Annotated in this window: 28 protein-coding genes and 1 pseudogene; all 29 read left to right on the forward strand. The window is 69.1% G+C overall.

All coding sequences use genetic code 11. The features are described 5' to 3' along the window. Window positions 1-114 precede the first annotated feature (114 nt). On the forward strand, window positions 115-1,371 hold the full coding sequence (locus E6K79_07005) for a PAS domain S-box protein (GenBank protein TMQ64779.1): 1,257 nt from the start codon (window positions 115-117) through the stop codon (window positions 1,369-1,371). Then, entirely contained in the window at window positions 1,286-2,707 is a 1,422-nt protein-coding gene (locus E6K79_07010; protein TMQ64780.1) for a sigma-54-dependent Fis family transcriptional regulator, read from the forward strand. Before E6K79_07005 ends, E6K79_07010 begins: the two co-directional genes overlap by 86 nt. Before the next feature lie 8 nt (window positions 2,708-2,715). After that, window positions 2,716-3,846, forward strand: coding sequence for a tRNA guanosine(34) transglycosylase Tgt (gene tgt / locus E6K79_07015; GenBank protein TMQ64781.1), 1,131 nt, complete (start codon window positions 2,716-2,718; stop codon window positions 3,844-3,846). Window positions 3,847-3,875: 29 nt separating this feature from the next. After that, a complete protein-coding gene (gene yajC, locus E6K79_07020) occupies window positions 3,876-4,205 on the forward strand; it encodes a preprotein translocase subunit YajC (protein TMQ64782.1) in 330 nt (109 codons plus the stop codon). Next, entirely contained in the window at window positions 4,198-4,749 is a 552-nt protein-coding gene (gene def, locus E6K79_07025) for a peptide deformylase (GenBank protein TMQ64783.1), read from the forward strand. Before yajC ends, def begins: the two co-directional genes overlap by 8 nt. 8 nt (window positions 4,750-4,757) lie before the next feature. Then, a complete protein-coding gene (locus tag E6K79_07030; protein ID TMQ64784.1) occupies window positions 4,758-5,717 on the forward strand; it encodes a methionyl-tRNA formyltransferase in 960 nt (319 codons plus the stop codon). Next, entirely contained in the window at window positions 5,714-7,126 is a 1,413-nt protein-coding gene (rsmB, locus tag E6K79_07035) for a 16S rRNA (cytosine(967)-C(5))-methyltransferase RsmB (protein TMQ64785.1), read from the forward strand. Before E6K79_07030 ends, rsmB begins: the two co-directional genes overlap by 4 nt. Further along, window positions 7,123-8,226 carry a PASTA domain-containing protein gene (locus E6K79_07040; protein TMQ64786.1) on the forward strand — a complete coding sequence of 368 codons (1,104 nt, stop codon included), beginning with the start codon at window positions 7,123-7,125 and terminating at the stop codon, window positions 8,224-8,226. The genes rsmB and E6K79_07040 overlap by 4 nt, the downstream gene beginning before the upstream one ends. Beyond that, window positions 8,223-8,936 carry a ribulose-phosphate 3-epimerase gene (gene rpe, locus E6K79_07045; protein TMQ64787.1) on the forward strand — a complete coding sequence of 238 codons (714 nt, stop codon included), beginning with the start codon at window positions 8,223-8,225 and terminating at the stop codon, window positions 8,934-8,936. Before E6K79_07040 ends, rpe begins: the two co-directional genes overlap by 4 nt. After that, window positions 8,933-9,916: a UDP-glucose 4-epimerase GalE gene (gene galE, locus E6K79_07050; GenBank protein TMQ64788.1), complete on the forward strand. Its 984-nt coding sequence runs from the start codon at window positions 8,933-8,935 to the stop codon at window positions 9,914-9,916. The genes rpe and galE overlap by 4 nt, the downstream gene beginning before the upstream one ends. Next, on the forward strand, window positions 9,913-10,212 hold the full coding sequence (locus E6K79_07055) for a hypothetical protein (GenBank protein TMQ64789.1): 300 nt from the start codon (window positions 9,913-9,915) through the stop codon (window positions 10,210-10,212). Before galE ends, E6K79_07055 begins: the two co-directional genes overlap by 4 nt. Beyond that, entirely contained in the window at window positions 10,209-11,237 is a 1,029-nt protein-coding gene (gene rfaE1 / locus E6K79_07060) for a D-glycero-beta-D-manno-heptose-7-phosphate kinase (protein ID TMQ64790.1), read from the forward strand. The genes E6K79_07055 and rfaE1 overlap by 4 nt, the downstream gene beginning before the upstream one ends. Continuing rightward, window positions 11,230-11,703: a D-glycero-beta-D-manno-heptose 1-phosphate adenylyltransferase gene (gene rfaE2 / locus E6K79_07065; protein ID TMQ64791.1), complete on the forward strand. Its 474-nt coding sequence runs from the start codon at window positions 11,230-11,232 to the stop codon at window positions 11,701-11,703. Before rfaE1 ends, rfaE2 begins: the two co-directional genes overlap by 8 nt. A gap of 190 nt (window positions 11,704-11,893) precedes the next feature. Further along, window positions 11,894-13,219 (forward strand): annotated as a pseudogene (locus E6K79_07070) (GTPase). A gap of 194 nt (window positions 13,220-13,413) precedes the next feature. Beyond that, window positions 13,414-14,553, forward strand: coding sequence for an ADP-forming succinate--CoA ligase subunit beta (gene sucC / locus E6K79_07075; GenBank protein TMQ64792.1), 1,140 nt, complete (start codon window positions 13,414-13,416; stop codon window positions 14,551-14,553). Continuing rightward, a complete protein-coding gene (gene sucD / locus E6K79_07080) occupies window positions 14,550-15,596 on the forward strand; it encodes a succinate--CoA ligase subunit alpha (GenBank protein TMQ64793.1) in 1,047 nt (348 codons plus the stop codon). Before sucC ends, sucD begins: the two co-directional genes overlap by 4 nt. Further along, window positions 15,593-16,549: a hypothetical protein gene (locus tag E6K79_07085; protein TMQ64794.1), complete on the forward strand. Its 957-nt coding sequence runs from the start codon at window positions 15,593-15,595 to the stop codon at window positions 16,547-16,549. The genes sucD and E6K79_07085 overlap by 4 nt, the downstream gene beginning before the upstream one ends. Continuing rightward, on the forward strand, window positions 16,021-17,295 hold the full coding sequence (locus E6K79_07090; GenBank protein TMQ64795.1) for a hypothetical protein: 1,275 nt from the start codon (window positions 16,021-16,023) through the stop codon (window positions 17,293-17,295). The genes E6K79_07085 and E6K79_07090 overlap by 529 nt, the downstream gene beginning before the upstream one ends. Next, window positions 17,292-17,861 (forward strand): hypothetical protein, encoded by a 570-nt coding sequence (locus E6K79_07095; GenBank protein ID TMQ64796.1) that lies wholly within the window; start codon window positions 17,292-17,294, stop codon window positions 17,859-17,861. The genes E6K79_07090 and E6K79_07095 overlap by 4 nt, the downstream gene beginning before the upstream one ends. 46 nt (window positions 17,862-17,907) lie before the next feature. Then, the gene (locus E6K79_07100; GenBank protein TMQ64797.1) at window positions 17,908-18,324 is read left to right on the forward strand and encodes a nucleoside-diphosphate kinase; all 417 of its coding nucleotides are present in this window, start codon (window positions 17,908-17,910) and stop codon (window positions 18,322-18,324) included. Window positions 18,325-18,337: 13 nt separating this feature from the next. Beyond that, window positions 18,338-18,820, forward strand: coding sequence for a DUF177 domain-containing protein (locus E6K79_07105; protein TMQ64798.1), 483 nt, complete (start codon window positions 18,338-18,340; stop codon window positions 18,818-18,820). 23 nt (window positions 18,821-18,843) lie between these two features. Continuing rightward, the gene (locus E6K79_07110; protein TMQ64799.1) at window positions 18,844-19,035 is read left to right on the forward strand and encodes a 50S ribosomal protein L32; all 192 of its coding nucleotides are present in this window, start codon (window positions 18,844-18,846) and stop codon (window positions 19,033-19,035) included. Window positions 19,036-19,054: 19 nt separating this feature from the next. Further along, window positions 19,055-20,086: a phosphate acyltransferase PlsX gene (gene plsX / locus E6K79_07115; GenBank protein ID TMQ64800.1), complete on the forward strand. Its 1,032-nt coding sequence runs from the start codon at window positions 19,055-19,057 to the stop codon at window positions 20,084-20,086. Then, the gene (locus tag E6K79_07120; protein ID TMQ64801.1) at window positions 20,083-21,075 is read left to right on the forward strand and encodes a ketoacyl-ACP synthase III; all 993 of its coding nucleotides are present in this window, start codon (window positions 20,083-20,085) and stop codon (window positions 21,073-21,075) included. Before plsX ends, E6K79_07120 begins: the two co-directional genes overlap by 4 nt. Further along, the gene (fabD, locus tag E6K79_07125) at window positions 21,069-22,016 is read left to right on the forward strand and encodes an ACP S-malonyltransferase (GenBank protein TMQ64802.1); all 948 of its coding nucleotides are present in this window, start codon (window positions 21,069-21,071) and stop codon (window positions 22,014-22,016) included. The genes E6K79_07120 and fabD overlap by 7 nt, the downstream gene beginning before the upstream one ends. Beyond that, window positions 22,013-22,759, forward strand: a complete 747-nt coding sequence (fabG, locus tag E6K79_07130; protein TMQ64803.1) for a 3-oxoacyl-[acyl-carrier-protein] reductase — start codon at window positions 22,013-22,015, stop codon at window positions 22,757-22,759. Before fabD ends, fabG begins: the two co-directional genes overlap by 4 nt. 57 nt (window positions 22,760-22,816) lie before the next feature. Then, window positions 22,817-23,065 (forward strand): acyl carrier protein, encoded by a 249-nt coding sequence (gene acpP, locus E6K79_07135; protein TMQ64804.1) that lies wholly within the window; start codon window positions 22,817-22,819, stop codon window positions 23,063-23,065. 81 nt (window positions 23,066-23,146) lie between these two features. After that, the gene (gene fabF, locus E6K79_07140) at window positions 23,147-24,403 is read left to right on the forward strand and encodes a beta-ketoacyl-ACP synthase II (protein ID TMQ64847.1); all 1,257 of its coding nucleotides are present in this window, start codon (window positions 23,147-23,149) and stop codon (window positions 24,401-24,403) included. A 27-nt stretch (window positions 24,404-24,430) separates the two neighbouring features. Next, on the forward strand, window positions 24,431-25,738 hold the full coding sequence (rnc, locus tag E6K79_07145; GenBank protein TMQ64805.1) for a ribonuclease III: 1,308 nt from the start codon (window positions 24,431-24,433) through the stop codon (window positions 25,736-25,738). The last annotated feature ends 67 nt before the right edge of the window (window positions 25,739-25,805 follow it).

A 25,805-nucleotide genomic window follows, 5' to 3' on the forward strand; every position in this document is an offset into this window, starting at 1 on the left:
CTGGTAAAGATGTAGCCACCTTCGGTCGGCTACACTGGGGATGGGAACGGGTATGGGGATGAAGCCGCAGGTCGGCTTGGAAGCCGAAACGCAGTTGCCGCGCCGGGATGCCGCATGAGAGCGCGTCCCGAATCCTCCCTTGCCGGTCCCCCCGAAGCCCCGCCCAGCAGCCGAGCCCTCGACGCCGCCTGGAGCTTCCTCCGTCATTCCCCGATCGGTCTTCTCGCCGTCGACCGCGATGGTCTTGTCCTCTCGATCAATCCCGCGGGATCCAAGCTGATCGGCTACGAGCAGGAGGAGGTGGAGGGGGAGGCGGCGGCCCGCGTGTTCCGCGCGCCCCGCGGAGACGGGCACGTCCCGCCCGGAGCGTGCGCCGAGCCCGAGGAGGCCCGCGAGGTGGAGGTGGTGACCCGCGCGGGGGACGTCCTCCCGGTCAGCATCAGGCTTCTCCCACTCGAAGGGCGCGACGGGGCCCTGATCGGAACGGTCGCGCTCTTTCAGGATCTGCGCGACCAGAAGGCCAAGGAAGAGCAATGGCGGCGGCGCGACCGGCTCGCATCCCTGGGCGCTCTCGCGGCCGGCGTAGCCCACGAGATCCGTAACCCGCTGACGGGGATCGGACACTCGGCGCAGATACTGAAGCGGCGTCTCGAGAGCGGCGACCCCCGCGGTCAGTTCGCCGATGTCATCCTCGAGGAAGTATCGCGGCTCGATCGCATCGTGGAGAGCCTTCTCCAGTTTGCGAAGCCGTCGACGCCCCAGCTCTCCCGCCACTCGATCCTACCCGCCCTCGAGAAGGCGCTCACGCTCGTCCACGAGCTCGCGGTCCGCCAGAATGTGGAGGTGCGGGTCGAGCGGGCCGACGAGGTCCCGGACCTCTACATCGACCACGATCAGATTCTCCAAGTGCTGCTGAACGTCCTCATGAACGCGCTTCAAGCGCTCGCGAAGGGCGGGGAGATCGTGATCTCGGTCGCCCCCGCGCGGAAGCGCGCCGCGGAGCGGGGCGGGCTCGGCCGACGCGCGACCGACCGGCTGCTCCCTCGCCGTCAAGCCCCACTTCTCGATGTCGTCGAGGTGCGGATCGGGGACAACGGCCCTGGAATTCCGAGCGCGGCTCTGGCGCGCGTCTTCGATCCGTTTTTTACGACCCGGACCCAAGGAACGGGCCTCGGGCTGAGCATCTGCCAGAGCATCGTGCGCGAGCACGGCGGCACCATCTCCATCGGAAGCGTGGTGGGGCAGGGAACAGCCGTAACCATCGATCTACCCCTGGAGAAACGACATGGAGACAGGCGTCAGCACCCTCGCGAAGCAAACGTTCGGAATTCTCGTCGTGGACGACGAGCGAACCCTTCGGTTCACTCTTAAGGAGGGACTCTCCGAGGAAGGCTATCGCGTCGAGACCGCAGCGGACTGCGCGGAGGCCCTCGAGAAGGTGGGGCGCGACGAGTTCCACCTGGCGCTCCTCGACCAAAAGCTTCCCGACGGCAACGGGATCGATCTCCTCAAGAAGATCCGGTCCATGCGGCGGGGGATTCAGGTCGTGATGATGACGGCGTTCGGCAAGTTCGAGCAGGCGGTCGAGGCGACGAAGGCGGGCTGCTTCGAATACGTGGCCAAGCCGTTCGAGCTGGATCACATGAAGCTGATCATCCAGAACGCGCTCTCGCAGTCCCGCCTCGCGGAAGAAGTCGGCCGGCTGCGGGACGTCGAGCGACGGCACGCGGGATCCATGCTCATCGTCGGCGGCAGCTCGAAGCTGATCCGGATCATCGAGACGATCCGGAAGATCGCCCAGACCGGGACGTCGACCGTGATGCTGCAGGGCGAAACCGGCGTCGGGAAGGAGCTGCTCGCACGGGAGATTCACGACCAGGGTCCGAGGCGCGACGGGCCGTTCGTCGAGGTGAACTGCAGCGCCTTCCCGGAGAATCTCCTTGAAATGGAGCTCTTCGGCTTCGAGCGGGGGGTATTCACCGACGCGAAGGCGATGAAGAAGGGCCTCATGGAGCTCGCGAACAGCGGCACGCTCTTCCTCGACGAGATCGGCGAGATGAGCCTGAGTCTACAGACGAAGCTGCTCCGCGCGCTCGAGATGAAGCGATTCCGTCGCGTCGGTGGGCTGGCCGACATCCACGTCGAGACGCGGATCGTCACCGCGACCAACCGCGATCTCAGGGCGATGGTGGAGCAGGGAAAATTCCGCGAGGACCTCTTCTTCCGTCTCGACGTGATCCGGGTCGTCGTTCCGCCCCTGCGCGAGCGGCCCGAGGACATCCCGCCCCTGATCGACCATTTCATCGCCCATTGGAATCAGGAGTTCGGCCGAAGCGTCAAGGGTCCGACCGACGAGGCGCTCCAGCTCCTGTTGGCCTATCGATGGCCCGGCAACGTCCGCGAGCTCCGGAACGTGCTCGAGCGCGCGATCCTCCTCGAGAGCGAGGAATGGATTCTTCCGGAGCACCTGCCGGTCGATCTCGTGAGCGCCGGCGGATCGGGGCCGCGCGTGCTGGAGACCCGACTCCACGCCGAGGGAGGGGTGACGACGCTCGCCCAGGCGGAGCGGATCGCGATCGAGATGGCGCTCGCCAAGGCGAGCGGAAACAAGACGCGCGCCGCCGAGGCGCTCGGCATCTCGCGCCAGACGCTCCGCACGAAGCTGAAGGAGTACCGGATCGAAGCTCCCGCCGTTCATGCCTCCTGAGCGCGGCCGTGACCTCCTTCGCGCTCGAGCGCGGTGGGGCGGTCGCGCCGCGGTCGGGTCTCCTCCATACCGCGCACGGCACGGTGCGCACGCCCGCGTTCATGCCGGTGGGCACTGCCGGGAGCGTGAAGGGGCTTTCGCCGGCTGAGATCCGCGCCGCCGGCACCCAGATTCTCCTCGCGAACACGTATCACCTGATGCTCCGGCCTGGCGCGGACGTCGTGCGCGAGCTGGGCGGCCTCCATCGCATGATGGCGTGGGACGGCCCGATCCTGACCGACAGCGGCGGCTACCAGATCATGAGCCTCCGTGAGCGCGTGAAGGTCCGCGAGGAGGGCGTGGAGTTCCGGTCCCACCTCGACGGGCGGACTGAGTTTCTGACGCCCGAGAGGGCGATGGAGATCCAGGCCGACATCGGCTCCGACATCGCGGTGACCCTCGACCACGCCGTGCTCCTTCCCATCGACCCGGCCGCGGCGCGGGAGGCGGCGGAGCGCTCGCTTCGATGGGCCGAGCGCTCGCTCCGACGCGCGCGCGAGTGCTCGACGCCGACGGGCGCGGCCCAGCTCCTCTTCGCGATCGCCCAGGGGGCCGACGACCTCACGCTGCGGCGCGAGATGGCGGAGCGCACCGCATCGCTTCCGTGCGACGGCTTCGCGATCGGCGGCCTCTCGGTCGGGGAGTCGAAGGAAGCGACCTGGGAGCTGACGCGCGCCACGAACGAGGCCCTTCCCTCGGACCGTCCCCGCTACCTGATGGGCATGGGGACGCCGCTCGATCTCCTCGAGGCGGTGGCGCGTGGCGTCGATCTCTTCGATTGCGTGCTGCCGACCCGGAACGCCCGAAACGGCATGGCATTCACGTCGGAGGGGCCGCTCAACATCCGGAACGCGGCGCACGCTCGAGACCCGCGCCCGCTCGATCCCGAGTGCACGTGCGAAGCGTGCCTCCAGTTCAGCCGGGCCTATCTGCGGCATCTTCATCAGGCGGGGGAGATCCTCGCCCACCGAATGCTGACCTTGCACAACGTCACGTTTTACCAGACACTCATGTCCGCGGCCCGCGCGGCGATCGAACGCGGTGCATTCGATGCGTTCGCGGGCGCCTTCCGGGCGCGTTACCGCGACCGGGCCGGGTGATTCGACCCCGAGAACCCCAAGGAGACAGAATGGTCCAGGCTGCATTCGCGCAGGCGCCCGCCCCGGTCGCGGCGGCGCCGTCCCAACCCGATCAGATGCTCCACATGTTCGCGATCCTCGCGATCACGATCGGCATTTTCTATTTCATGATCATCCGGCCGCAGCAGAAGAAGCAGAAGGAGACGGAGGCAATGCTGCAGGCGATCTCGAAGGGCGACCGCGTGCTGACGACCGGCGGCGTGCTCGGGACGGTGGTCGGCACGAAGACCGACGACGTCGTCGTGCTCAAGGTGGCCGACGACGTGAAGATGGAGTTCTCCAAGCAGTCCATCGTGCGGGTATTGGAGCGCGGTGAATAGGAAGCGACTTTCCCTCCGCTATTACGGCGATCCCGTGCTCCGCAAGAAGGCCGATCCGATCGCCGCTTCCCAGGCTGAAATCAAGGAGCTGGTCGAGGGGATGTTCGACTGCATGTACCGCGAGGCCGGCGTCGGCCTCGCCGCGCCGCAGGTCGGGGTCTCGAGCCGGGTATTCGTGATCGACGTGACCGATGGGGAAGACGTGCGGACCAAGCGCGCGTTCGTGAACCCCGTGATCGTGGAGCGAAGCGGGACGATCGTGGGCGAGGAGGGGTGCCTCAGCATTCCCGGCATCCGTTCCGACGTGAAGCGCGCCGCCCGGATCACCGTGGAAGCGGCCGATGAGAATGGCGCCCCGTTTCGTCTCGCGGCGGAGGGGCTCCTGTCGCGCGCGATCCAGCACGAGACGGACCACCTGGACGGCGTCCTGTTCATCGACCGCATCAGCGCCATCAAGCGAAAGCTGCTCGAGGGCAGGCTGAAGCGGGTCCGCCCACCGGCCGAGGGGTCGGCCCAACCCTCCCGGACCACACCGTCCCTGTAGCGGGCGCCGTGCGGCTCATCTACTACGGCACCCCGGCCCTCGCGGTGCCGCCGCTCTCGCGCCTTGTTTCCGAGGATCGTGCTCCGCTCCTGGTCGTGACCCGGGCCGACCGCCCGCGCGGGCGCGGCATGAAGACCGGGAAGTCATCGGTCAAGGAAGCGGCCGAGTCGATGGGTCTGCCGGTGGCGACGCCGGCGCGCGCCGGCGCCCCGGACGAGCTCACGCGCATTCGCGCCCTCTCACCCGATCTGCTCATCGTCACGGCCTACGGGCAGCTCCTCCCCAAGCCGCTGCTCGAGATTCCGCGGCTGGGCGCGCTCAACGTTCATTTTTCACTTCTGCCGCGCCACCGCGGCGCGTCGCCGGTCCAGGCGGCGATCCTTGCGGGGGACAAGGAGACCGGCGTCACGACCATGTGGATGACCGAGGGCTTGGACGAGGGGCCGATCTTTCTCTCGCGCTCCACGCCGATCGATCAAGAGGAGGACGCTGGGACGCTGGGCTCGAGGCTCGCCCTTCTCGGCGCCGAGTGCCTGGCCGAGTCGATCGCGCGGATCGAGCGGGGAGACGCCGCGCGGCGAGAGCAGGATCCGGCGGGCGCGACCTACGCGGGCAAGATTGCCCCCGACGCGGGGCGCCTCACGCTCGATCGATCCGCGGGCGAGCTCGTCCGCCGCGTTCGCGCCTTCACGCCCGACCCCGGGGCCTACGTCCCTCTTGGGGCGGAGCGGCTGGCCGTGCTCTCGGCCGAAGCGGATGCGGGCACGGACGCGGACGCGGATGCTCCACAAGGGACCGTCATCGCGCTCGACCGCGTTAAGGGAATCCGGATCGCGCTCGCGGAAGGATCGATCTGGCTCCGGCGCGTCCGCCCGAGCGGCCGCCGCGAGATGTCGGGGTTCGACTTCGCGAACGGCGCCCGGCTCAGGCCGGGCGCGCTCCTCACGCGCTCCGAGGCGTCAAAATGAAGCGCGACCACCGCGGATCCGGCGGCGCCCGACGCGGCGCCGGGCGCACCGGCGGGCCGCCTCGCCGGCGCGCAAAGCGGGCCGCGGGCGCTCGCGATGTCGCGCTCCAGATCCTGCTCGCGGCCGAGAGCCGGAGCGCCTACTCGGACCGGCTTCTCGAGACGCGCCTCCGCGAGGCGGGGCTCTCCTCGAGCGACTCGGCGCTCGTAACGGCGTTGGTCCAGGGAACGCTCCGGAACCGGGCGAGCCTGGACCACCACCTGGCCGCGTTCACGAACGGCGGATTCGAGAGACTGCCGGCGCCGATTCGCGCCGCCCTTCGACTCGGCGCATACCAGATCATGTTCCTCACGCGCGTGCCCGATTCGGCCGCGGTCGACGAGAGCGTCGAGCTGGCGAAGACGTACGGCCATCCCGGCACCGCCGGGATCGTGAACGCCGTACTTCGCCGCTTCGCGCGCGGCGATCGAGCGCCGCTCCCGGACGCCGCCGCAGATCTCGCCGGAAACCTCGCCGTGCTCCACTCGCACCCTCGCTGGCTGGTGGAGCGCTGGCTGAAGCATTACGGGGCGGAGGAGGCGACCCGGCTCCTCGCGTCCGACAACGTGGAGCCCTCGGTCTCGGTGCGGGCGAACGCGCACCGCGTGACGCCAAACGCTCTCGCCGCGGCGCTTCGGGCCGAAGGACACGAGACGTCGCCCGGCCCGAACGGGGGCCCGGTGCTGGTCGTGGAACGCGGATACGTCGCCTCCCGATCGCCTCTCTTCCGGGGAGGGTCGCTCTCCCTTCAGGACGAGGCCGAGTCCGCGGTGGTGATGGTGCTGGATCCAAAGCCCGGCGAGCGCGCCCTCGACCTTTGCGCCGCGCCGGGCGGGAAATCGTCCCAGATCGCCGAGCGGGTCGCGCCGGGAGGTAGCGTGGTCGCGCTCGAGCGGCACGCGAGCCGCGCGCGCGCGCTCCGGGAGAACCTCGTCCATCGACTCCGGCTGCCGGGCGTTTCGGTGGTCTGCGGGGACGGAAGGAACCCGCCGCTCGTCCGTCCGTTCGACCGCGTTCTCGTGGACGCGCCGTGCACTGGGCTCGGCACGCTTCGCCGCCGGGCCGACGCGCGCTGGCGGAAAGAGGAGCGGTCGATAGCGGAAATGGCGGCGCTGCAGGGAGCTCTTCTCGACGCGGCGGGGCCGCTGACGCGACCCGGCGGCGTGTTGGTGTATAGTGTCTGCTCCTTGGAACCGGAAGAGACCGACGAGATCGTCGACATGTTCTTGAGAGCGCATCCTGAGTTCACCCGCGAGAACGCCCGGCCGTTCCTTCCCCCTGGATTCGCGGCGGAAGAGCCGGTGCTCCGCGCCTTTCCGCACCGTCACGGAACCGACGGCGTCTTCGCAGCGAGGCTCCGCCGCCGATGAGCCGGCGGAGGCGTAGGCGGGATCGCAATTCCGCCGACGTGCTTCCACTGGGCTTCGCGACGACCCTGATCACCGACCCCATGACCAACGATTCCTCGACGACCCCGCCCGAGCAGACTCCCGATCAGGAGACGGACGCCCCCGAGGCGATTCGCCCCGCTGAAGACGCGAAGGCAACCGAAGCGATTCCGCCCGTGGAAACCATCCCAGCGGAGGAAACCATGCGGCGGCCCGAGCCGCTGACGTTCGTGGAGGAGCCTCCCGTCGCGCACCGAGCGGACGACGAGATCCCTCCGACCGCGATGGGTCCCGAGCTCGAGCCGATCGAGCTGGATGCCCTGGCGCCGGAGGTCGTCGCTCCGCCGCGCGACCGGCGCCGTGGCGTTCGGTTCAACCTCATCACGGGGACGCTGCTTCTCTCCTCGGTCGCTCTCTTCGGCGGATACCTGGTCGTGAATCTCGTCCTCATGCCGAGCCTGACCCGGCAGGGGGTCGAGGTCCGGGTCCCCGAGGTGATCGGGTTGAGCGAGCGCGAGGCGGAGCGGCTCCTCGCCGCGGAGGATCTGAAGCTCTCCAAGATCTCGGAGCAGTGGAGCCCCGACGTGCCGCGCGGCTTCATCACCGCACAGGACCCGACGGCCGGCGGGGTCGTGAAGCGGGGAAGGCGGATCTCCGTCATCGTGAGCCTCGGCGCGCAGGGCACGAGCGTTCCCGTGCTCGAGGGCGTCACCGCGCGCCAGGCGGAGATCATGCTCGAGGGAGCGGGGCTCAAGCTCGGGCGCTACGCGCGGGCCTACTCCGACCAGGTGAGCAAGGACATCGTGATCGCGACCGACCCGCCCGGGGAGACGGTGGTCGAGCAGGAGACGGCCGTCGACCTCCTCGTCAGCCTCGGCTCCGTGCCGAGGAACTTCGTCCTGCCTGATCTCGCGGGTCGGGACGCGGCGTCCGCCGCCCAAAGCCTCCGCGACGAAGGGTTCTCGGTCACGCTGCGGGAAGGCGGAGGAAAGCAGAAGGGCGGCCTCGTCGCCGGACAGGAGCCGCCGGCGGGCCACCGCGTCGCTCCGCGCGACTCGATCGTGCTCTACTACCACCCATGAGCGGGGCGACGCGCGGGGCCGCTCCGGCGCAACCGTGGGCGAAGCCCGGGCGCGTCCGCATCTGTCCCTCGATTCTCTCGGCCGACTTCGCCCGGCTCGGCGAGGAGATCGCGCGCGTGGAGCGCGCGGAGGCCGATTTCCTTCATGTCGACATTATGGACGGGCAGTTCGTGCCCAGCCTCACCTTCGGCCCGATGGTCGTCGAGGCGATTCGCCGGCTCACGCGGCTTCCCCTCGACGTGCACTTGATGATCGTGGAGCCCCTGCGGTTCCTCGACGCCTTCGCGACTGCCGGCGCGAGCCACCTGATCGTGCACATCGAGACGGTCGCCGATCCGATCGCCGCGGCGAGCGCGATCCGGGCCCGCGGGCTCAGGGCCGGACTGAGCGTGAAGCCGGGCACCCCGATCGAGCCGTTCCTGGCGGCGCTCTCCGCGATCGACGTCGCGCTCGTGATGACGGTCGAGCCCGGCGCGGGGGGACAGACGTTCCTCCCGGGCTCGCCGGAGCGCATCGCGCGTGTCCGCGCCGCGATCGACGCCGGTCGGCTGGATTGCCTCCTCGAGGTTGACGGCGGGATCACCGAGGAAACGGCGGCCGTCGCCGCGCGGGCCGGCGCCGACACGTTCGTCGCGGGGCACTCGATCTTCCACGCGCGCGATCCCGAGGGCGCGATCCGTCGCATCCGTGAGGTTCTCGCGCGGCCGTGAATTTCCTCGTGGTCGGAGGCGCGGGGTACATCGGGAGCGTCGTGGTGGGGGAGCTGGTCCGGAGCCGCCGCTCGGCGATCATCCTGGACGATCTCTCCACGGGCCACCGGGACGCCGTCGCTCCCCTCGCCTACCTGATCGAGGGCGGGCTCAACGACCCCGCCAAGCTCCGCGAGGCGTTCACCACGAAGGAGATCGACTGCGTCATCCATCTCGCGGCGCGGTCGATCGTGGCCGAGTCGGTGGGGGATGCTGCCGGATACCGAACCGCCAACGTGGAGCTTCCGATCCGTCTCCTCGAGGCCATGCGGGAGCACGGCGTCCGGGACATCATCTTCTCCTCCTCGGCCGCCGTCTACGACGCGGGAGCTCCCATGCCGCTCCACGAGCGCTCGGCCGTCAAGCCGTCGAATCCCTACGGAGCGACCAAGCTCGAGTTCGAGCAGATCCTCCGCGAGCGGACGGCGCTGGGAGAGATCCGGCATGTGACCCTCCGCTACTTCAACGTGGCCGGGGCGAGCATCGACTGGGGTGAGGATCATCGCGGGGAGACCCACCTGATCCCGCTCCTGATCGACGCGGCGCTGGGCGCGCGCGGCCCGGTCCCGATCTATGGGACCGACTATCCCACGCCGGACGGGACCGCGGTGCGGGACTACGTGCACGTGGTCGACGTGGCCGAGGCCCATTTGCGGGCCGCGCGGTATCTGGCTGAGGGAGGCGAGAGTGCCACGCTGAACCTGGGCTCCGACCGCGGCGCCTCGGTCCGGGAAGTGGTTCGGGCCGTGGAGCGTGTGACCGGACGCGGCGTCCCGACTGTCGATTCGCCCCGACGGGCCGGCGATCCTCCCGTGCTGATTGCCTCCTCGGGCGAGGCGCGCCGCGTGTTAGGCTGGAGACCTCAGTTTGGCGAGCTCGATGCGATGATTGAAACCGCTTGGGAGTGGCGCCGACGATTCCCGGAGGGCTACAAGGCGTGAATGAGGAGAACGCGTCGCGCGAGGAGAATCTCGTCTCGATCTTCGGCGTCCCCGACGAGGCGACCGCGACCATGCTGCGCGATTTCCTGGCGGAGCAGGGGATCGAGGCGACCACGGTCTCCTCGCAGATCCCCTGGTTCGGCACGATCGAGGCGGCCCGGAAAGGGCAGTGGGGCCGGATCGCGGTCTTGGAGAGCGATGCCGCTCGGGCCCGCGCCCTGATCGAGGACTTCTACGCGGCCCGGCCCGAGACCGACACGGCCTCGCCGCCCGGCGAAGACGGCGAGCCCGGTTGAATCCGACAGCCGCGGCGGTGATGAAGGCTCCACGGTTCACCCGCGAGGCGCTCGCCGGTCGGGTCGATTCCTTCCGGGGCAAACGCGTCGTGGTGATCGGGGACGTGATCCTGGATCGCTATCTCTGGGGTAGGGCGACGCGCGTGTCCCCCGAGGCGCCGGTTCTCGTCGTCGACGTGGACAAGGAAGAGCTTCGCCTGGGCGGCGCGGCCAACGTCGCGCAGAACGTGCGCGCGCTGGGCGCCAAGACGGTCCTGATCGGCGCGCTCGGGGACGACGCCGCGGCCGCCGACTTGGAGCGGCTCCTCGGAGCGAACGGCGTCGACTCGTCTTCGGGGATCGTCCGCGACCGCTCCCGGCGGACCACTCTGAAAACCCGGATCCTCGCCCACCACCAGCAGGTCCTCCGCGCCGACGAGGAGAGCAGGGAGCCTCTGCCGGCCTCCGTCCACGCCGAGCTCTGGAATCGGGCCCGGACGGCGCTCGAAGGGGCCGACGCGGTCCTGATCAGCGACTACGGGAAGGGCGTCGTGACGCCCGAGCTCTTGGAGCTGCTGCTCCCCGAGCTCGAGCGACGCTCCATTCCGAGCGCCGTCGATCCGAAGGAGGAGCACTTCCTCCGCTATCGCGGTGTGAGCGTGATCACGCCCAACACGGCCGAGGCCTCGGAGGCCTGGGGACGGCGGTTTCGGAGCGAAGCCGACCTGGTCGAGGCGGGGTTCGGCCTCCGCGACCGGCTTCAGGCGGGCGCCGTGCTCGTGACCCGCGGCGAGGAAGGGATGTCGCTCTTCACCTCCGAGGGACACACGCACTTCCCGACGAGAGCGAGACGGGTCTACGACGTGACCGGCGCCGGCGACACCGTGATCGCGACGATCGCGACCGCCCTCGCCGCGCGCGCGACGCTGCCTGAGGCGTGTGTCCTTGCCAATCACGCGGCGGGGCTTGTGGTCGCCCAGCTCGGCACCGCCGCGGCGACGGCCGCGGAGCTGACCCAGTCCCTCGAGGACCTTCCGCGTGGGTGAGATCCTCACGACCGTCGATGCACTCCGCCGCCGCGCCGCCGCCCGTGCGCTGCAGCAAACGTTCGTATTCACGAACGGCTGCTTCGACGTGCTCCACCCCGGCCACATCGGGCTCCTGCGCCAGGCGAAGAAGCTCGGCCACTACCTCATGGTCGGCCTGAATTCGGATCGCTCCGTGCGCGGGCTGAAGGGAGAGGGACGGCCCGTGCAGGATCAGGCGGCCCGCTCCACGGTCCTCTCCGCGCTCGCCGACGTCGACGGCGTCGTGGTCTTCGATGAGGAGACCCCTCAGGAATTGATCCGCGCGCTCACGCCCGACGTGCTCGTGAAGGGCGGGGACTACGCTCCCGAGCGTGTGGTCGGCCGGGACATTGTTGAAAAGGCCGGCGGCAGGGTCGTGATCGTTCCGTTGGTGCCCGGCCACTCCTCATCCGAGATCGTCACCCGCCTCACCGCCTCCCGGTAGCGCCGCCAAGGCGCCGCCCGCGGCGTTCCCGGCTAGGCTTGACAGAGACGGCCGGCAGCCGCTAAGGTGTTGTGATTTAGCGAAGTAGTCGGTCGTCGCATCAACTCCTCGCCGGGAGCCCGCCACGCCGCCGCGAGCGGCTCGAAGCTCGCGTCGCAACATCCGGGGGCCGCCGGCCCGACTCCAACTCATGGACGGAGGTTTGCCTCGAGTGAGACGCGCGAGACGTGTCGTGATCATGGGTGCCGGCGGACGCGACTTCCACAACTTCAATACGTTTTTCAAGACGAACCCGCATTACGAGGTCGTGGCGTTCACGGCGTCGACCCAAATCCCCGGGATCGACGACCGCAGATACCCCCGCTCCCTCGCCGGAAAGCTCTATCCGAGGGGGATCCCGATCTTCAGCGAGCAGGAGCTCCCCAAGATCGTGCGCGAGCGCGACGTCGACGTGGCCGTATTCGCCTACAGCGACGTCTCCCACGAGTACGTGATGCACAAGGCCTCCTGGGTCTTCAGTCTCGGATGCGATTTCATGTTGATGGGCCCGAAGTCGACCCAGCTCAAGAGCAAGGTTCCGGTCGTCGCCGTCACCGCCGTGCGCACCGGCTCCGGGAAGAGCCAGACCACGCGCAGGGTGTGCGAGGTGCTCAAGAAGATGGGGAAGCGCGTCGTCGTCATCCGGCATCCGATGCCCTACGGCGAGCTCTCCCGTCAGGGCGTCCAGCGATTCGCCTCCTACGCCGACCTCGAGCGGCATCACTGCACGATCGAGGAGCGTGAGGAGTACGAGCCGCATCTGGACCGCGGCACGATCGTCTACGCCGGCGTTGACTACGCGGAGATCCTCTCGGCCGCGGAGAAGGAGGCCGAGGTGATCGTCTGGGACGGCGGAAACAACGACTTTTCGTTCTACCGCCCCGACCTCCAGATCGTCGTCGCCGATCCGCACCGTCCGGGCCACGAGCGGAGCTACCACCCCGGCGAGACCAATTTGCGGCTGGCCCACGTGGTCGTGATCAACAAGGAGACGACGACCGATTACGCGAACATCGAGGCCGTGCGCACTTCAATTCAGCAGGTCAACCCCGACGCGATCGTGATCGACGCGGCCTCCCCCATCTCCGTCGACAAGCCGGAGCTCATCCGGGACCGAAGGGCGCTCGTGATCGAGGACGGCCCCACGCTCACGCACGGAGACATGAAATACGGCGCCGGTGTCATCGCGGCGAAGCGCTACGGAGCGAGAGAGATCGTCGATCCGCGTCCGTGGCTCGTCGGGGAGATTCGCGACACGTTCCGGCAATACCCCGCGATCGGGGCGCTCCTCCCCGCCATGGGGTATTCGAAGGAGCAGATCCAGGACATGGAAACGACGATCAACGCCTGCGAGTGCGACGTCGTCATCGTCGCCACGCCGATCGACTTGAGAAGGCTCGTGAAGATCCGGAAGCCGGCAGTGCGGGTCGGCTACGAGCTCGAGGAGATCGGGCGTCCGAAGCTCGAGGACGTGATCGGCGATTTGCTCGCGCGGTTGGCGCGTGGCCGCGGCGCGCCGGCGGCGAAGCGGGTCTCGGGGGGGCGTGGCGCGAAGCGCGTCTCCGGGCGGCGGGGCCCCAAGCGGGTCGCGGCGAGGCGGGCCGCGAAGCGCGGAATTCGAAGGGCGGCGCGCAAGGCGGGCGGCAAGTCCCCGCGGACCCGGAGGGGTCGATGAACCTCCACGAGTACCAGGGCAAGGACCTCCTCCGCGCCGCGGGCATCCCCGTCCCTCCCGGCGAGGTGGCGCGCACGGCCGCCGAGGCGGTCGCCATCGCGGATCGGCTGGGGTACCCGGCGGTCGTCAAGGCGCAGGTCCTGATCGGGGGGCGCGGAAAGGCAGGGGGCGTCAAGGTGGTCCAGAGCGCGGAGGAGCTGGCGCGGGAAGCGGGCCGCATCCTCGGCATGGAGATCCGGGGGCACAGGGTCCATCGCGTGCTCGTGACGCCCAGCGCCGCGATCGAGCGCGAGTACTACGCGGGCATCGTCCTCGATCGGAAGAGCGAGGCCCCGATCTTGATGGTGAGCCCCGCGGGAGGGGTCGACATCGAGGAGGTCGCGAGGACGACGCCCGAGAAGATCTTGAGGCTCCACCTGGACGGGCGCGGTCTCCCGGGCTATCGGGCGCGCGCGGCGGCTCGGTTCCTCGATCCGCGCTGGGAGATCCAGCGGGCCCTGGTCCCGGTCCTGATCCGCCTCGCCGCGGTCTACCACGAGAACGACGCCTCGCTGGCCGAGATCAACCCGCTCGTCGTCACCGCGGAGAAGGGGGTCTGGGCGCTCGACGCGAAGGTCGTGATCGACGACAACGCGCTCGATCGCCATCCCGATCTCGCGGCGCTGCGCGACCTCGCCGCGGAGGATCCCGGCGAGGTCGAGGCGCGCGACAGCGGGCTCTCCTACGTGCGCTTGGACGGCGGCACCATTGGGTGCGTCGTGAACGGCGCCGGCCTCGCGATGGCGACCATGGACCTGATTCAGTACTACGGTGGGAAGCCGGCGAACTTCCTCGACATCGGCGGCTCCTCGAATCCCGACAAGGTCACGGCCGCGATGAAGATCCTGACGTGGGACGCGCGCGTGCGCGCCGTCCTCTTCAACATCTTCGGGGGCATCACGCGCGGCGACGACGTCGCGCGGGGCCTCATCGCGGCGCTCGACCGGATGAAGGTGAAGATCCCGATCGTCATCCGGCTCACGGGCACGAACGAGAAGGAAGCCCGGGACCTGCTCGGCGCCCGGGGGATGACCGCCCTGAGCGACATGGATGAGGCCGTGCGCACGGTCATCGCCCGCGCGGCGGAGGCGGCGTGAGCATCCTCGTCGGACGCGACTCGAGGGTTCTGGTTCAGGGAATCACGGGGCGCGACGGATCGTTCCACGCGCGCCAGATGAAGGAGTACGGCACGCGGGTTGTCGCCGGCGTGACGCCGGGGAAGGGCGGCGCGAGCATCGACGGGATCCCGGTCTTCGACTCGGTCGAGGAGGCCGTGGCGAAGACGAAGGCGAACGTCTCGGTGGTCTACGTCCCGGCGGCCCTCGCCCAGGACGCGATCTACGAAGCGGTCGACGCGGAGATTCCGCTCGTCGTCTGCATCACGGAGGGACTTCCGGTCCGGGACATGGTGGAAGTCGCCACCTACCTCCGTGGTCGCTCGACGCGGCTCATCGGCCCCAACTGCCCCGGCCTCATCTCGCCCGGGCAGTGCAAGGTGGGCATCATGCCCGGATTCATTCACACGCCGGGCCGGATCGGGCTCGTCAGCCGGAGCGGCACGCTGACGTACGAGGTCGTGTGGCAGCTCACCCGCGCCGGGATGGGCCAGTCGACCTGCATCGGTATCGGGGGCGATCCGATCGTCGGCACCCGGTTCGTCGACACCCTCGCGCTGTTCGAAGCGGACGACAAGACGGACGCGATCGTCCTGATCGGCGAGATCGGCGGGAGCGACGAGGAAGACGCGGCCGCGCTGATCGAGCGCCACGTCTCGAAGCCGGTGGTGGCGTTCATCGCGGGCCAGACGGCGCCGCCGGGCAGGCGGATGGGGCACGCGGGCGCGATCGTCTCGGGCGGCGCCGGCACCGCGCAGGAGAAGATGGCGCGCTTCGAGCGCGCCGGCGTCCCGGTCGCGAAGATTCCGTCCGAGATCCCAGGGCTCCTCGCCGCCGGGATCGCCAAGCGGGGCCCGAAGGGGCTCCGGGTCGTCCGCGGGGGCCGGCGCAAGGCCGCCAAGCCGGGCGGGAAGAAGGCGGCGGCGGGCGCGAGGAAGGCGGCGGCGGGCGCGAGGAAGACCGCGGCGCGGCGGAAGACCACCAAACGGAAGCCGATCAAGACGAAGCGCCGCTCCCGGCCGTGAAGCTTCTGCTCGGAAACGAAGCGATCGCCCACGGCGCCATCGCCGGGGGCGTGACCTTTTTCGCCGGATACCCGCTCGCCCAGAGCTCGGAGATCGATGCCGCGCTCATCTCGCTGCTCGGCGGGCGGGAGGGTGCGGCCGTCCTGGTCGAGGACACGCCGGCCGCGCTGGGCGCCGTCCTCGGCGCGGGCGCGGGCGGTGGGCTTGGCGCGACCGCCCTGACGGGAGACGTTCTCGGCTCCGCCGAGGAGCTCGTCCGATTCGGCATCGAGTCGAAGCTCCCCGGCCTCATCGCCGTGATCGGCGCCCGTCCGGAATCGTCGCGCGGCGTCGAGCGCGCGGGGCAAACCGAGGTGCGCCGCCTCCGAATCGGTCCCGCCGGAAGCGGGCCCGCACCGGTCTGGGCGCCCGCGTCGGCCCAGGAGTGCTTCACGCTCGCGAGGGCCGCCTCGATCGAGGCGCGGGAACAGTCGACGCCGGCCCTGCTCTACGTGGACGACGTGGTCGCCCACCTTCGCGAGCCGGTGGCCGCCATAGACGACGGGTTGGAGCGCGAGGCCGGCGTGCCGGCGGGACCGGCGGAGCTATACCGTACGCGGGACGCGACCGTTCTCGTCGTCGCCTTCGGCATCGTCGCGCGCGCGGCGCGCACCGCGGTCCGGCTCGCGCGCGAGCAGGGAATCCGCGCGGGGCTCTTCCGGCCGGTTCGCCTCTGGCCGTTTCCCTTCGCGGAGCTCGAGGAGGCGGCCGCGCGGGCGGGTGTGCTCCTCGTCGCCGAGCTGAACGAAGGGCAGCTTCACGAAGCGATTGCGGCGCGCGTGGGGGCGGCCGGGCCGGCCGCGGCGCGCCCGCGGGCAGCGCGCGACCGCCAGACGATACTGTCCCTCTCCGAGCCGAGCGAGGGAATGCTCCGCCCCGGGCGGATCCTCGAATCGCTCCTCGAAGCCGCTTGAGCGCCACCTGCGCCCCCGCCTGCGGGCTCGACCGGCTCGGCCAGGGACTCGCCGAGGCCTTCGCGCGCCAGGGTGGCGTTCCGGCCAAGCGCTTCGTCGTGACGGGCGGCGGCTGCGCCGCCTTCGTCGCAGGCTGGGTCGAAGGGACGCTCCACCGGGTTCCGCTCGGCCGCTCGCTTCCGTTCGCGCTGGGCCTCGCGCAAGCGCGTCCCGATCGCGAGGTCTTCGTCTTCTTGGGCGACGGCGAGGCGGCGAGCGTCGGCGGCCATCACCTCCTGAACGCGGCGCGCCGCGGAGACCGCGTGCGCGCGCTGGTGGTCAACAATGAAGTGCTCGGAGGGACCGGAGGCTTCCCGTCGCCCACGACGCCGCGGGGCGGCCGGACCGCGATCCAACCGGCCGGGTCCGAGCCGCGGGCCCTGGACGTGGCCGAGCTCGCGCGCGCGGCCGGCGCGGCGTGGGTCGGAAGGGAAACCGTGACGGCGGGCGACGCGCTCGCCGCGTTGCTTCGGGAGTTCGTCGGCGCGCCGCCGTTCGCGCTTCTCGAGGTTCGCGCGCCGTGCTACCCCGCCTACGGGCAGTGGAACGGCTTCGCGACGCCGGAAGCGATGCACGAGGCGCTGGAGCGTCGCGCGCTCCGCGGCGGCGATCGATCCGCGCACGGGCGGGCAGGCGATGTCGCGGTAGAAGCCGGGGCCTTCCACGTCGGAAGACTCTGGCCCGCGGCCCCCGGGGCCACGACATGACCTGGGAGAGCCCGCGCGGCGCGCTGCCGAAGCGAGGAATCTCGATCCGCGTCGCGGGCGATCCCGCGCACGGTCTCCTCTTCGCGGGATATCTTCTGGCGGAGGCGGCGCTTTTGGATCGACGCGCGATCTCGCACTCGCCGACGCTGGGGTCCGCGGCGCGCGGGCCTCTGAGCGGGGGAGCGCTCCGGATCGCCGGCGATCCGGACGAATATCCGCTCGTCGACGCGCCCGAGTGTCTCCTCCTGACCTCGGCGGCGGCGCTCGAGCGCTTCGGGCCCGACCTGGCGCCCGAGGGGCAGCTCCTGGTGGAGGAGTCGCTCCGCGGACAGGCGCCGGCGTTCGCGGTCGCGCTGCCTCTGATCCAGGCCGCGATCGAGTCGGGCGGGACGTCGCTCGTGCTCGATCTCGTCGCGTCGGCGGTCGTGACCGCCACGACGGGCGCGGTGAGCCGGCGCGCGCTCTACGAGGCCGCGGGGAGGCTCCTGCCCGAGCGGGGAAGGCCCGCCGCGTTCGCGGCGCTCGACGCTGGCATGGAGATCGGAAGGAGTCGATTCCGCGTCTAAAGGGGATCGCTCGATTCGCATTCGGAACGGAAAGGAGACCGAAGACGTGGAGGAAACGCTGTTCATGATCAAGCCCGACGCCGTGCGCGCCAAGAAGATCGGCGCGATTCTCGCGGAGGTCGAAAAGGCGGGGTTCGAGATCGCCTCGATGAAGGTGGCCCACCTCACCCCGGAAGACGCCCGCGAGTTTTACGCCGTGCACGAGGGGAAGCCTTTCTTGGATGACCTCGTCGCCTTCATGTCCTCGGGCCCGGCGGTCCCGTGCCGCCTCAGACGGCAGGATGCGATCCGGACCCTCCGCGATCTGATCGGCGCGACCGACCCGAAGGAGGCGAAGCCGGGCACGATCCGGGCGCTCCACGCGGAATCAAAGCAGAATAACGCGGTCCACGCCTCCGACTCTCCGGGCTCGGCCCGGACGGAGATTCAATTCTTCTTCGGGGAGGGCAAGCCAGGCCGCTAAGCTTGGCTCCCATATGCAAATCGATCTCAGGGAGCTGGCCGACGGCCAGTCCCATCTCACTTACGAAATCCAGGCCCCTTCGGTGGGTCTCACGCCCGCGGATCTCACCGTCGAGGGGCCGCTTACCCTGAGGCTATCCCTCGACCGCCGGGGAGACGAAATCTGGATCCGTGGGAAGGTGCAACTCGTTGCGCACGAAGAATGTAGCCGCTGCCTCGTGGAGTTCTCGGAGAGACTCGAGTTGGAGTTCGAGGTCTTCTGTGCTAAGGTCCGGAATCCCAACGTCGCAAGCTCCAGGGCTGCGGATGAGGAGGATGGGGGGGTGCACTTCCACGATGGTCGTGTCCTCATCATCGACGAAGAGATCCGCGAGGCCGTGATCCTCGGCATACCGATGAAGCCACTCTGCAAGGAATCTTGCGCGGGGCTTTGCCCTCGGTGCGGCGAGGATCGCAATCAAGGACCCTGCCGCTGCGCGCGCGCGGCCGCCGGTTGACCCATCACTGAGGGATCGCCCATATGGCCGTACCCAAGAGAAGGCACTCGAGCACCCGAGGCAAGAAGCGTCGCACGCATTGGAAGCTGAGCCTTCCCTCGAGGTCGCTCTGTTCGCACTGCAGCCAGCCCAAGCGCCCGCACCGCGTCTGCGCCCACTGCGGCTACTACGCCGGCGAGGAGATCATCGCTCAGGAGGCAGCGAAGACATCCTAGGACGTCCGCGGAACTGACGATGGGCCGTCCGGTCAAAGGACCTGTCATCGGGGTGGACGCCATGGGGGGCGACCTCGCCCCACGTGTCGTTATCGAGGGGGCGCTGGAAGCGCTCCGCGAGGCGGACTCGGCGTTCGACGTCGCGCTCATCGGTGACGAGGCCGTGATCATCGAGGAGGCGGAACGCCTCGGTGTCCGCGACAAGCTCCCGCGCATCGTCCACGCCGCCGAGCGGGTGGAGATGGCGGAAGCCGCCGCCTCCTCCGTTCGCCGGAAGCGCGATTCCTCGATCAGCGTATCAGCCCGGCTCCAAAAGGAGCATCAGACCGACGCGCTGGTCTCCGCCGGCAACACCGGCGCCGTCGTCGCCGCGGCACTCTTCGAGCTCGGCCGCATCGAGTCGATCCAGCGTCCCGCGATCGCCACGGTGCTCCCCACGCCGCAGGGGAACGTGGTGGTTCTCGACGTGGGCGCCACGTCCGACTGCAAGCCCTACCACCTCTACCAATTCGCGCTCATGGGGAGCATCTACGCCCGCCTCGTGCTCCACGTGGAGCGTCCGCGCGTCGGGCTCCTGAACATCGGCGAGGAGGCGGAAAAGGGGAGCGAGCTCTACTACGAAGCCCACCAGCTTCTCAAGCGGAGCCCGGTCCACTTCGCGGGCAACGTCGAAGGGCGCGACATCATCCTCGGGACCGCGGACGTGGTGGTTTGCGACGGGTTCGTCGGGAACGTCCTGCTCAAGTTCGCCGAGAGCGTGATCCCGAGCATCTCCAGCATGATCAAGGACGAGATCGCGCGCCACCCGCTCAGCATGATGGCCGGTCTTCTGCTCAAGCCGGCGTTCCACCGCCTCCGAAGGCGCCTTGACTACGCCGAAGTGGGCGGCGCCCCGCTGCTCGGGGTCGACGGAACCGCCATCATCGCCCACGGCCGCTCGAACGTCCGCGCGATCAAGAACGCGATCCGCGTGGCCGCGCGTTGCGCCGAGGCCAAGGTGCCGGACTCGATCCGGACCGAGCTGCAGCGCCTGGCGCCGGAGGCCGCGTGATCGCCCCCAATCGAGGCGTTCACATCGTCGGGACCGGCTCGTTCACGCCGGAGCGCGTTCTCACGAACCAGGATCTCGAGAAGATCGTCGACACCTCCGACGAGTGGATCAAATCGCGCACCGGGATCAAGGAGCGGCGGATCGCCGATCCGAAGACGCCCGCGTCCGCCCTGGCCTCCGAGGCCTCCGCGCGCGCGCTCGAGGCGGCGGGCGTGAAGGCGTCGGATCTCGACCAGATCATCGTCGGCACGGTGACGGGGGATCGCACCTTCCCCTCCACCGGCTGCATCGTGCAGGACCGGCTCGGCGCGAAGAAGGCCTACGCCTTCGACGTCTCCGCCGCCTGCGCGGGATTCCTCTACGGGCTTTCGGTCGGGCGATCGGCGATCGAGTCGGGAGCGGCCGAGACGGTGCTCGTGATCGGCGTCGAAACGCTCTCCAAGATCGTGAACTGGACCGATCGCAACACGTGCGTTCTGTTCGGCGACGCGGCCGGGGCGGTCGTCCTCCGGGCGAACGGGAAGCCTGGCGGAATCCTCGCGACGCGCCTCCACAGCGACGGCGCGCTGGTCCACCTGCTCGAGATGCCGGCCGGCGGCTCGCTCATGCCGCCGTCCCACGAAACGGTCGATCGCCGGCTCCACACGATCCACATGAGCGGGAACGACGTCTTCAAGCACGCGGTGCGCGCGATGGAGTCGGTGGCCCTGGAGGCGCTGGAAGCCGCGGGGCGAAAACCGGAGGAGCTCGACCTCTTGATCCCGCACCAGGCAAATTACCGGATTATCGACGCCACCGCGCGGCGCCTGGGCCTCCCGATGGAGAAGGTCTTCGTGAATCTGGACCGCTATGGGAATACCTCGGCGGCCTCGATCCCCTTGGCGCTTGACGAAGCGAGGCGATCGGGCCGGATCCGTCCGGGCAACCTGATCGAGCTCGTGACCTTCGGCGGCGGCTTCACGTGGGCGGCGGCGGTGATCGAGTGGTAGGCGCCGCGTGCCTCTTCCCGGGACAGGGATCCCAGAGCGTCGGCATGGGCCGGGCGCTCGCGGAGCGCTATCCCGAGGCTAAGGCCGTCTTCGCGGAGGCGGACAAGGTTCTGGGATTCGCGCTCTCGACGCTCTGCTTCGAGGGGCCCGCCGAGGAGCTCACCCGAACCGAGAACACGCAGCCCGCGCTTCTCGCCACGAGCGTCGCCGCGTTCCGCGTGCTTGAGGCGAGGGGACTCAAGCCCGCGGCCGCGGCGGGCCATAGCGCGGGCGAGTACGCGGCCCACGTCGCGGCCGGGTCGCTCACGCTGGCCGAGGGGCTATCGCTCATCCGGCGGCGCGGCGAGGCGATGGCCGGCGCGGGGAAGGAGCGCCCGGGAACGATGGCGGCGGTGCTGGGGCTCAACGTGGCGCAGATCCAGGATGTGCTCCGGAGGGTGGACGCGCCGCGCGATTTGGCCGCGGCGAACTACAACTCGCCCGGTCAAGTGGTCCTCTCCGGGACGCCCGATGCGGTCGCGCGCGCCTCCGAAGAGGCCCGCCGCGCCGGAGCGAAGAAGGTCGTGCCGCTCCAGGTCTCCGCGGCATTCCACTCGCCCCTGATGGAGGCGGCGTCGCGCGGGCTCGACGAGGCAATCGCGCGCGCGCCGATCGCGCGCGCGCGGTTCCCCGTCTACGCGAACGTCACCGCCGCCCCGGTCTCGGAGCCCGAGATGATCCGCGACACGCTGCGAAAGCAGCTTCTGAGCCCCGTCCTCTGGGAGCAGACGATGCGGGCGATGCGGGAGGCGGGCATCCGACAGTACGTTGAGGTCGGGAACGGCCGGGTCCTCCGCGGCCTTGTGCGCGGCGTCGACAAGGAGGCGGTGGTCTTCGGATCCGAGGATCCCGAATCGATCGAGGCGGCCGCCGTGGGGATCGCGGAGACCGCGACACGGTGAAGCGGCCGTTCGAGGGGCGAGTCGCCGTCGTGACGGGCGGCGCCAAGGGAATCGGCCTCGCGGTGACGCGCGCGTTCGCCCGAGGCGGCGCGAAGGTCGTGGTCTCCGGGCGGGACCAAGCGGCGCTCGACGAAGCCTGCGCGGAGGTGAAGCGCGACGGCGGCGAGGCGATCGCGACGAAAGCCGACGTCGCTCAGGAAGCCGACGCGAACGCGCTTTGCGCGCGCGCGCTCGAGGCGTTCGGCAAGGCGGACATTCTGATCAACAACGCGGGGGTGACGAAGGACGGGCTCCTCCTCCGGATGAGCGACGCCGATTGGGACCAGGTGCTCGACACGAATTTGAAGGGCGCGTTCCACTGCATCCGCGCCTTCGCGAAGCCGATGGTGAAGCAGCGCTGGGGACGGATCGTGAACGTGAGCTCGGTGATCGGTCTGATCGGAAACGCGGGCCAGGTGAACTACGCGGCCTCGAAGGCGGGCTTGATCGGTCTCACGAAGGCGGTTGCGAAGGAGCTGGCGTCACGCCATATTACGGTCAATGCGGTGGCGCCCGGCTTCATCGAGACGGCGATGACCGGAGCGCTGGATGAGAAGGTCCGTGAAGGACTTAAGGCCCAGATCCCGCTGGGGCGTTTGGGCTCGGCGGACGACGTCGCGCACGCGGTCGCCTTCCTCTGCTCCGAGGAGGCCGGGTACGTCACCGGCCAGGTGCTGACCGTCGACGGCGGGATGGTGATGTGAACACGGAGTGAGAGTCGCAAACTGAAGGAACGAATCTAAAGGGAGGTGAGGAAAGGGATGGCTTCATTCAGCGAAGATCGGGTCAAGCAGATCATCGTGGACCAGCTGGGCGTCGCGACCGAGCAGGTCACGCCGGAGGCGTCATTCATCGACGACCTGGGCGCGGATTCACTCGACACGGTGGAGTTGGTCATGGCCCTCGAGGAGGAATTCGACATCGAAATTCCGGACGAGGATGCCGAGAAGATGACCACCGTCGCCGACGCAATCAAGTATCTCGAAAGCCACGTGCCGAAGAACGCCTAACTCGGCACCGCCGACTCGCCATCGAGTCGGCGAAGGGGAGCAAAAGCCAGCGTTGAGAAGAGGAACCGGAGAAGGGTCATGATGCGAGGAAACGGACAGCCGCGCCGCGTCGTCATCACGGGTATGGGGGTGGTTTCTCCCCTGGGCTCGGACGTCGAGACGTTTTGGAAACGGCTGATCGCAGGGGAGTCCGGGATCGGTCCCGTGACGCGATTCGACACGTCGAAGTACGACACTCGATTCGCGGCCGAGGTGCAGGGGTATCGCACCGAGGAATTCATGGACCGGAAGGAAATCCGCCGGACCGACCTGTTCGTCCAGTACGCGATCGGCGCCGCCGCCCAGGCCGTGAAGCAGGCGGGCGTGTCGCCGCAGAGCGTGGACGTGAACCGCTACGGGGTCATCGTGGGCTCCGGCATCGGCGGGATCGCGACCTTCGAGGATCAGTACCGAACGCTCCTCGAAAAGGGACCCTCGCGCGTGAGCCCCTTCTTCATCCCGATGATGATCTCGGACATGGCCTCCGGCCAGGTGTCGATCCAGTTCGGCGCCAAGGGTCCCAACTACTGCACGGTTTCCGCCTGCTCTTCCGGGGCGCACGCGGTAGGGGACGCGTTCCGAATCATCCAACACAACGAGGCGGACGTGATGATCTCGGGAGGGGCGGAAGCGCCCATCACCCCGGTCTCCTTCGCTGGGTTCTGCTCTATGAAGGCGATGTCCACACGCAACGACGATCCGCAGAGGGCCTCGCGCCCCTTCGACGCCCAGCGAGATGGGTTCGTGATGGGGGAAGGCGCGGGCATCGTGGTGCTCGAAGAGCTCGAGCACGCCAAGAAGCGCGGCGTGAAGATCCTTGCGGAAGTCGTAGGCTATGGCGCGACGGGAGATGCCCATCACATGACGGCGCCCGCCCCCGAGGGTGAGGGTGCGGCGCGTGCCATGCGGGAGGCGATCCGGGATTCGGGGCTACCGCTCGAATCGTTCGGATATATGAACGCCCACGGCACCTCCACGCCGCTCAACGACAAATTCGAAACACAGGCCATCAAGTCGGTATTCGGGGCACAAGCGAAGAAGCTCCCGGTCAGCTCGACGAAGTCGATGACGGGACACCTTCTCGGCGCCGCAGGCGGGCTCGAGACGATCATCTGCGTCCTCGCCCTGGAGCGGCACACGCTTCCCCCGACGATCAATTACAAGACTCCGGATCCCGACTGTGACCTCGATTACGTCCCCAACACTGCACGAGCGGTCGAACTGCAGGCAGCCCTCTCTAACTCACTGGGCTTTGGTGGGCACAACGTCACCCTGGCGTTGTCGAGGTATGTGGCGTAAGGGGATCCCTACGGGGATCCGCACATTATGAAATTGCTCCGAAAGCTGTTCGGTCTGGACCGGCCGGCGGCGCCGGCAACACGGGCGCCCCGGGACCGGGAATTGGATCTCAAAGGTCTCGAACGTCTTCTCAAGTATACGTTCAAGGATCCGGCGTTGGCCCGCATCGCCATGACCCACCGCTCGTATCTCCACGCGAGCCCCGGCCGAAGCGGGGACTCGAACGAGCGCATGGAATTTCTGGGCGACTCGGTCGTCGGCCTCGCCGTGAACGAATTCCTCTACAACAAATTTCCCAAGCTCCGCGAAGGCGAGCTGACCAAGATGAAATCGCTGCTGGTCAGCCGCGTCATCCTGTCGCGGGCAGCGACCGTGATGGGACTCGGAAACTTCGTCCTCCTGAGCGAGGCGGAGAACGAGTCGGGAGGCCGGAACCGCGCCTCGATCCTGGCGGACACGCTGGAAGGAATCATCGGCGCGGTCTACCTGGACGGCGGGCTCGAGCCGGCGCGGAAGCTGACCGAGCGGCTTCTCCTGCGCGAGGTGCACGAGATCCTGAGCGACGCGAATCTTGCGAATTACAAGAGCATGCTCCAGGAATACGTGCAGGGAGAATTCAAGACGCACCCGCAGTACCGCATCTCCAGCGAGAACGGGCCCGATCACCAGAAGCTCTTCGCCGTCGAGGTCGTCGTGAACGGACGGACGCTGGGGCGTGGCCACGGCAGCAACAAGAAAGAGGCGGAGCAGGAGGCGGCGCGCGACGCGCTCCTCCACTTCGAGAAGATGGTCCGCTCCGAGAAGCAGGGCGGTGATGCTGCCGGCGGAGAGCGGCGCAGGCGCCGGCGCGGCGGCCGCGGTCGCCGCTCGCGCGGCGCAGGCGAGGAAATGAGCGCGGGCGGCCAGCAGCGTGGTCACCGGGAAGGGCGCGGGAGCCGCGACAGCGGAGGCCGTGAGAGCGGCGGTGGAGGCCGCGAGAGCGGCGGTGGAGGCCGCGAGAGCGGCGGTGGAGGTCGCGAGAGCGGCGGTGGCGCCCGCGAAGGCAGAGGCCAGGCGGATCGGCGCGATAACCGGAGGGGCCGCGACATCGAGCCCCGCACGGAGCGGGATCGGCCGCAGGCGGTGCAACCCCCTGAAGGGCGGGAACATCCCGAGGGTCGCGACTATCCTGAGGGGCAAGATCGCCCCGAGGCGCGGGAGCATCCTACGGGGCGCGTCGAGCGCGATCGGCAGGAATCCCGCGGAGAGGATGCCGGCGGTCCGAAGGTAGGAGGGTCGCCGTCGGACCAGGAGACTCCCCCGTGGGCCGCGTCACGCTTGCACACAGAGCCGTAGACTGGTAAAATAGACGAGTCGTCTCGAGACGGGGGGAGGAAGGTCCAGATTGGGCCTTCCTTCATTC

The sequence above is a fragment of the Candidatus Eisenbacteria bacterium genome (genome assembly GCA_005893305.1).
Taxonomy (GTDB): domain Bacteria; phylum Eisenbacteria; class RBG-16-71-46; order SZUA-252; family SZUA-252; genus WS-9.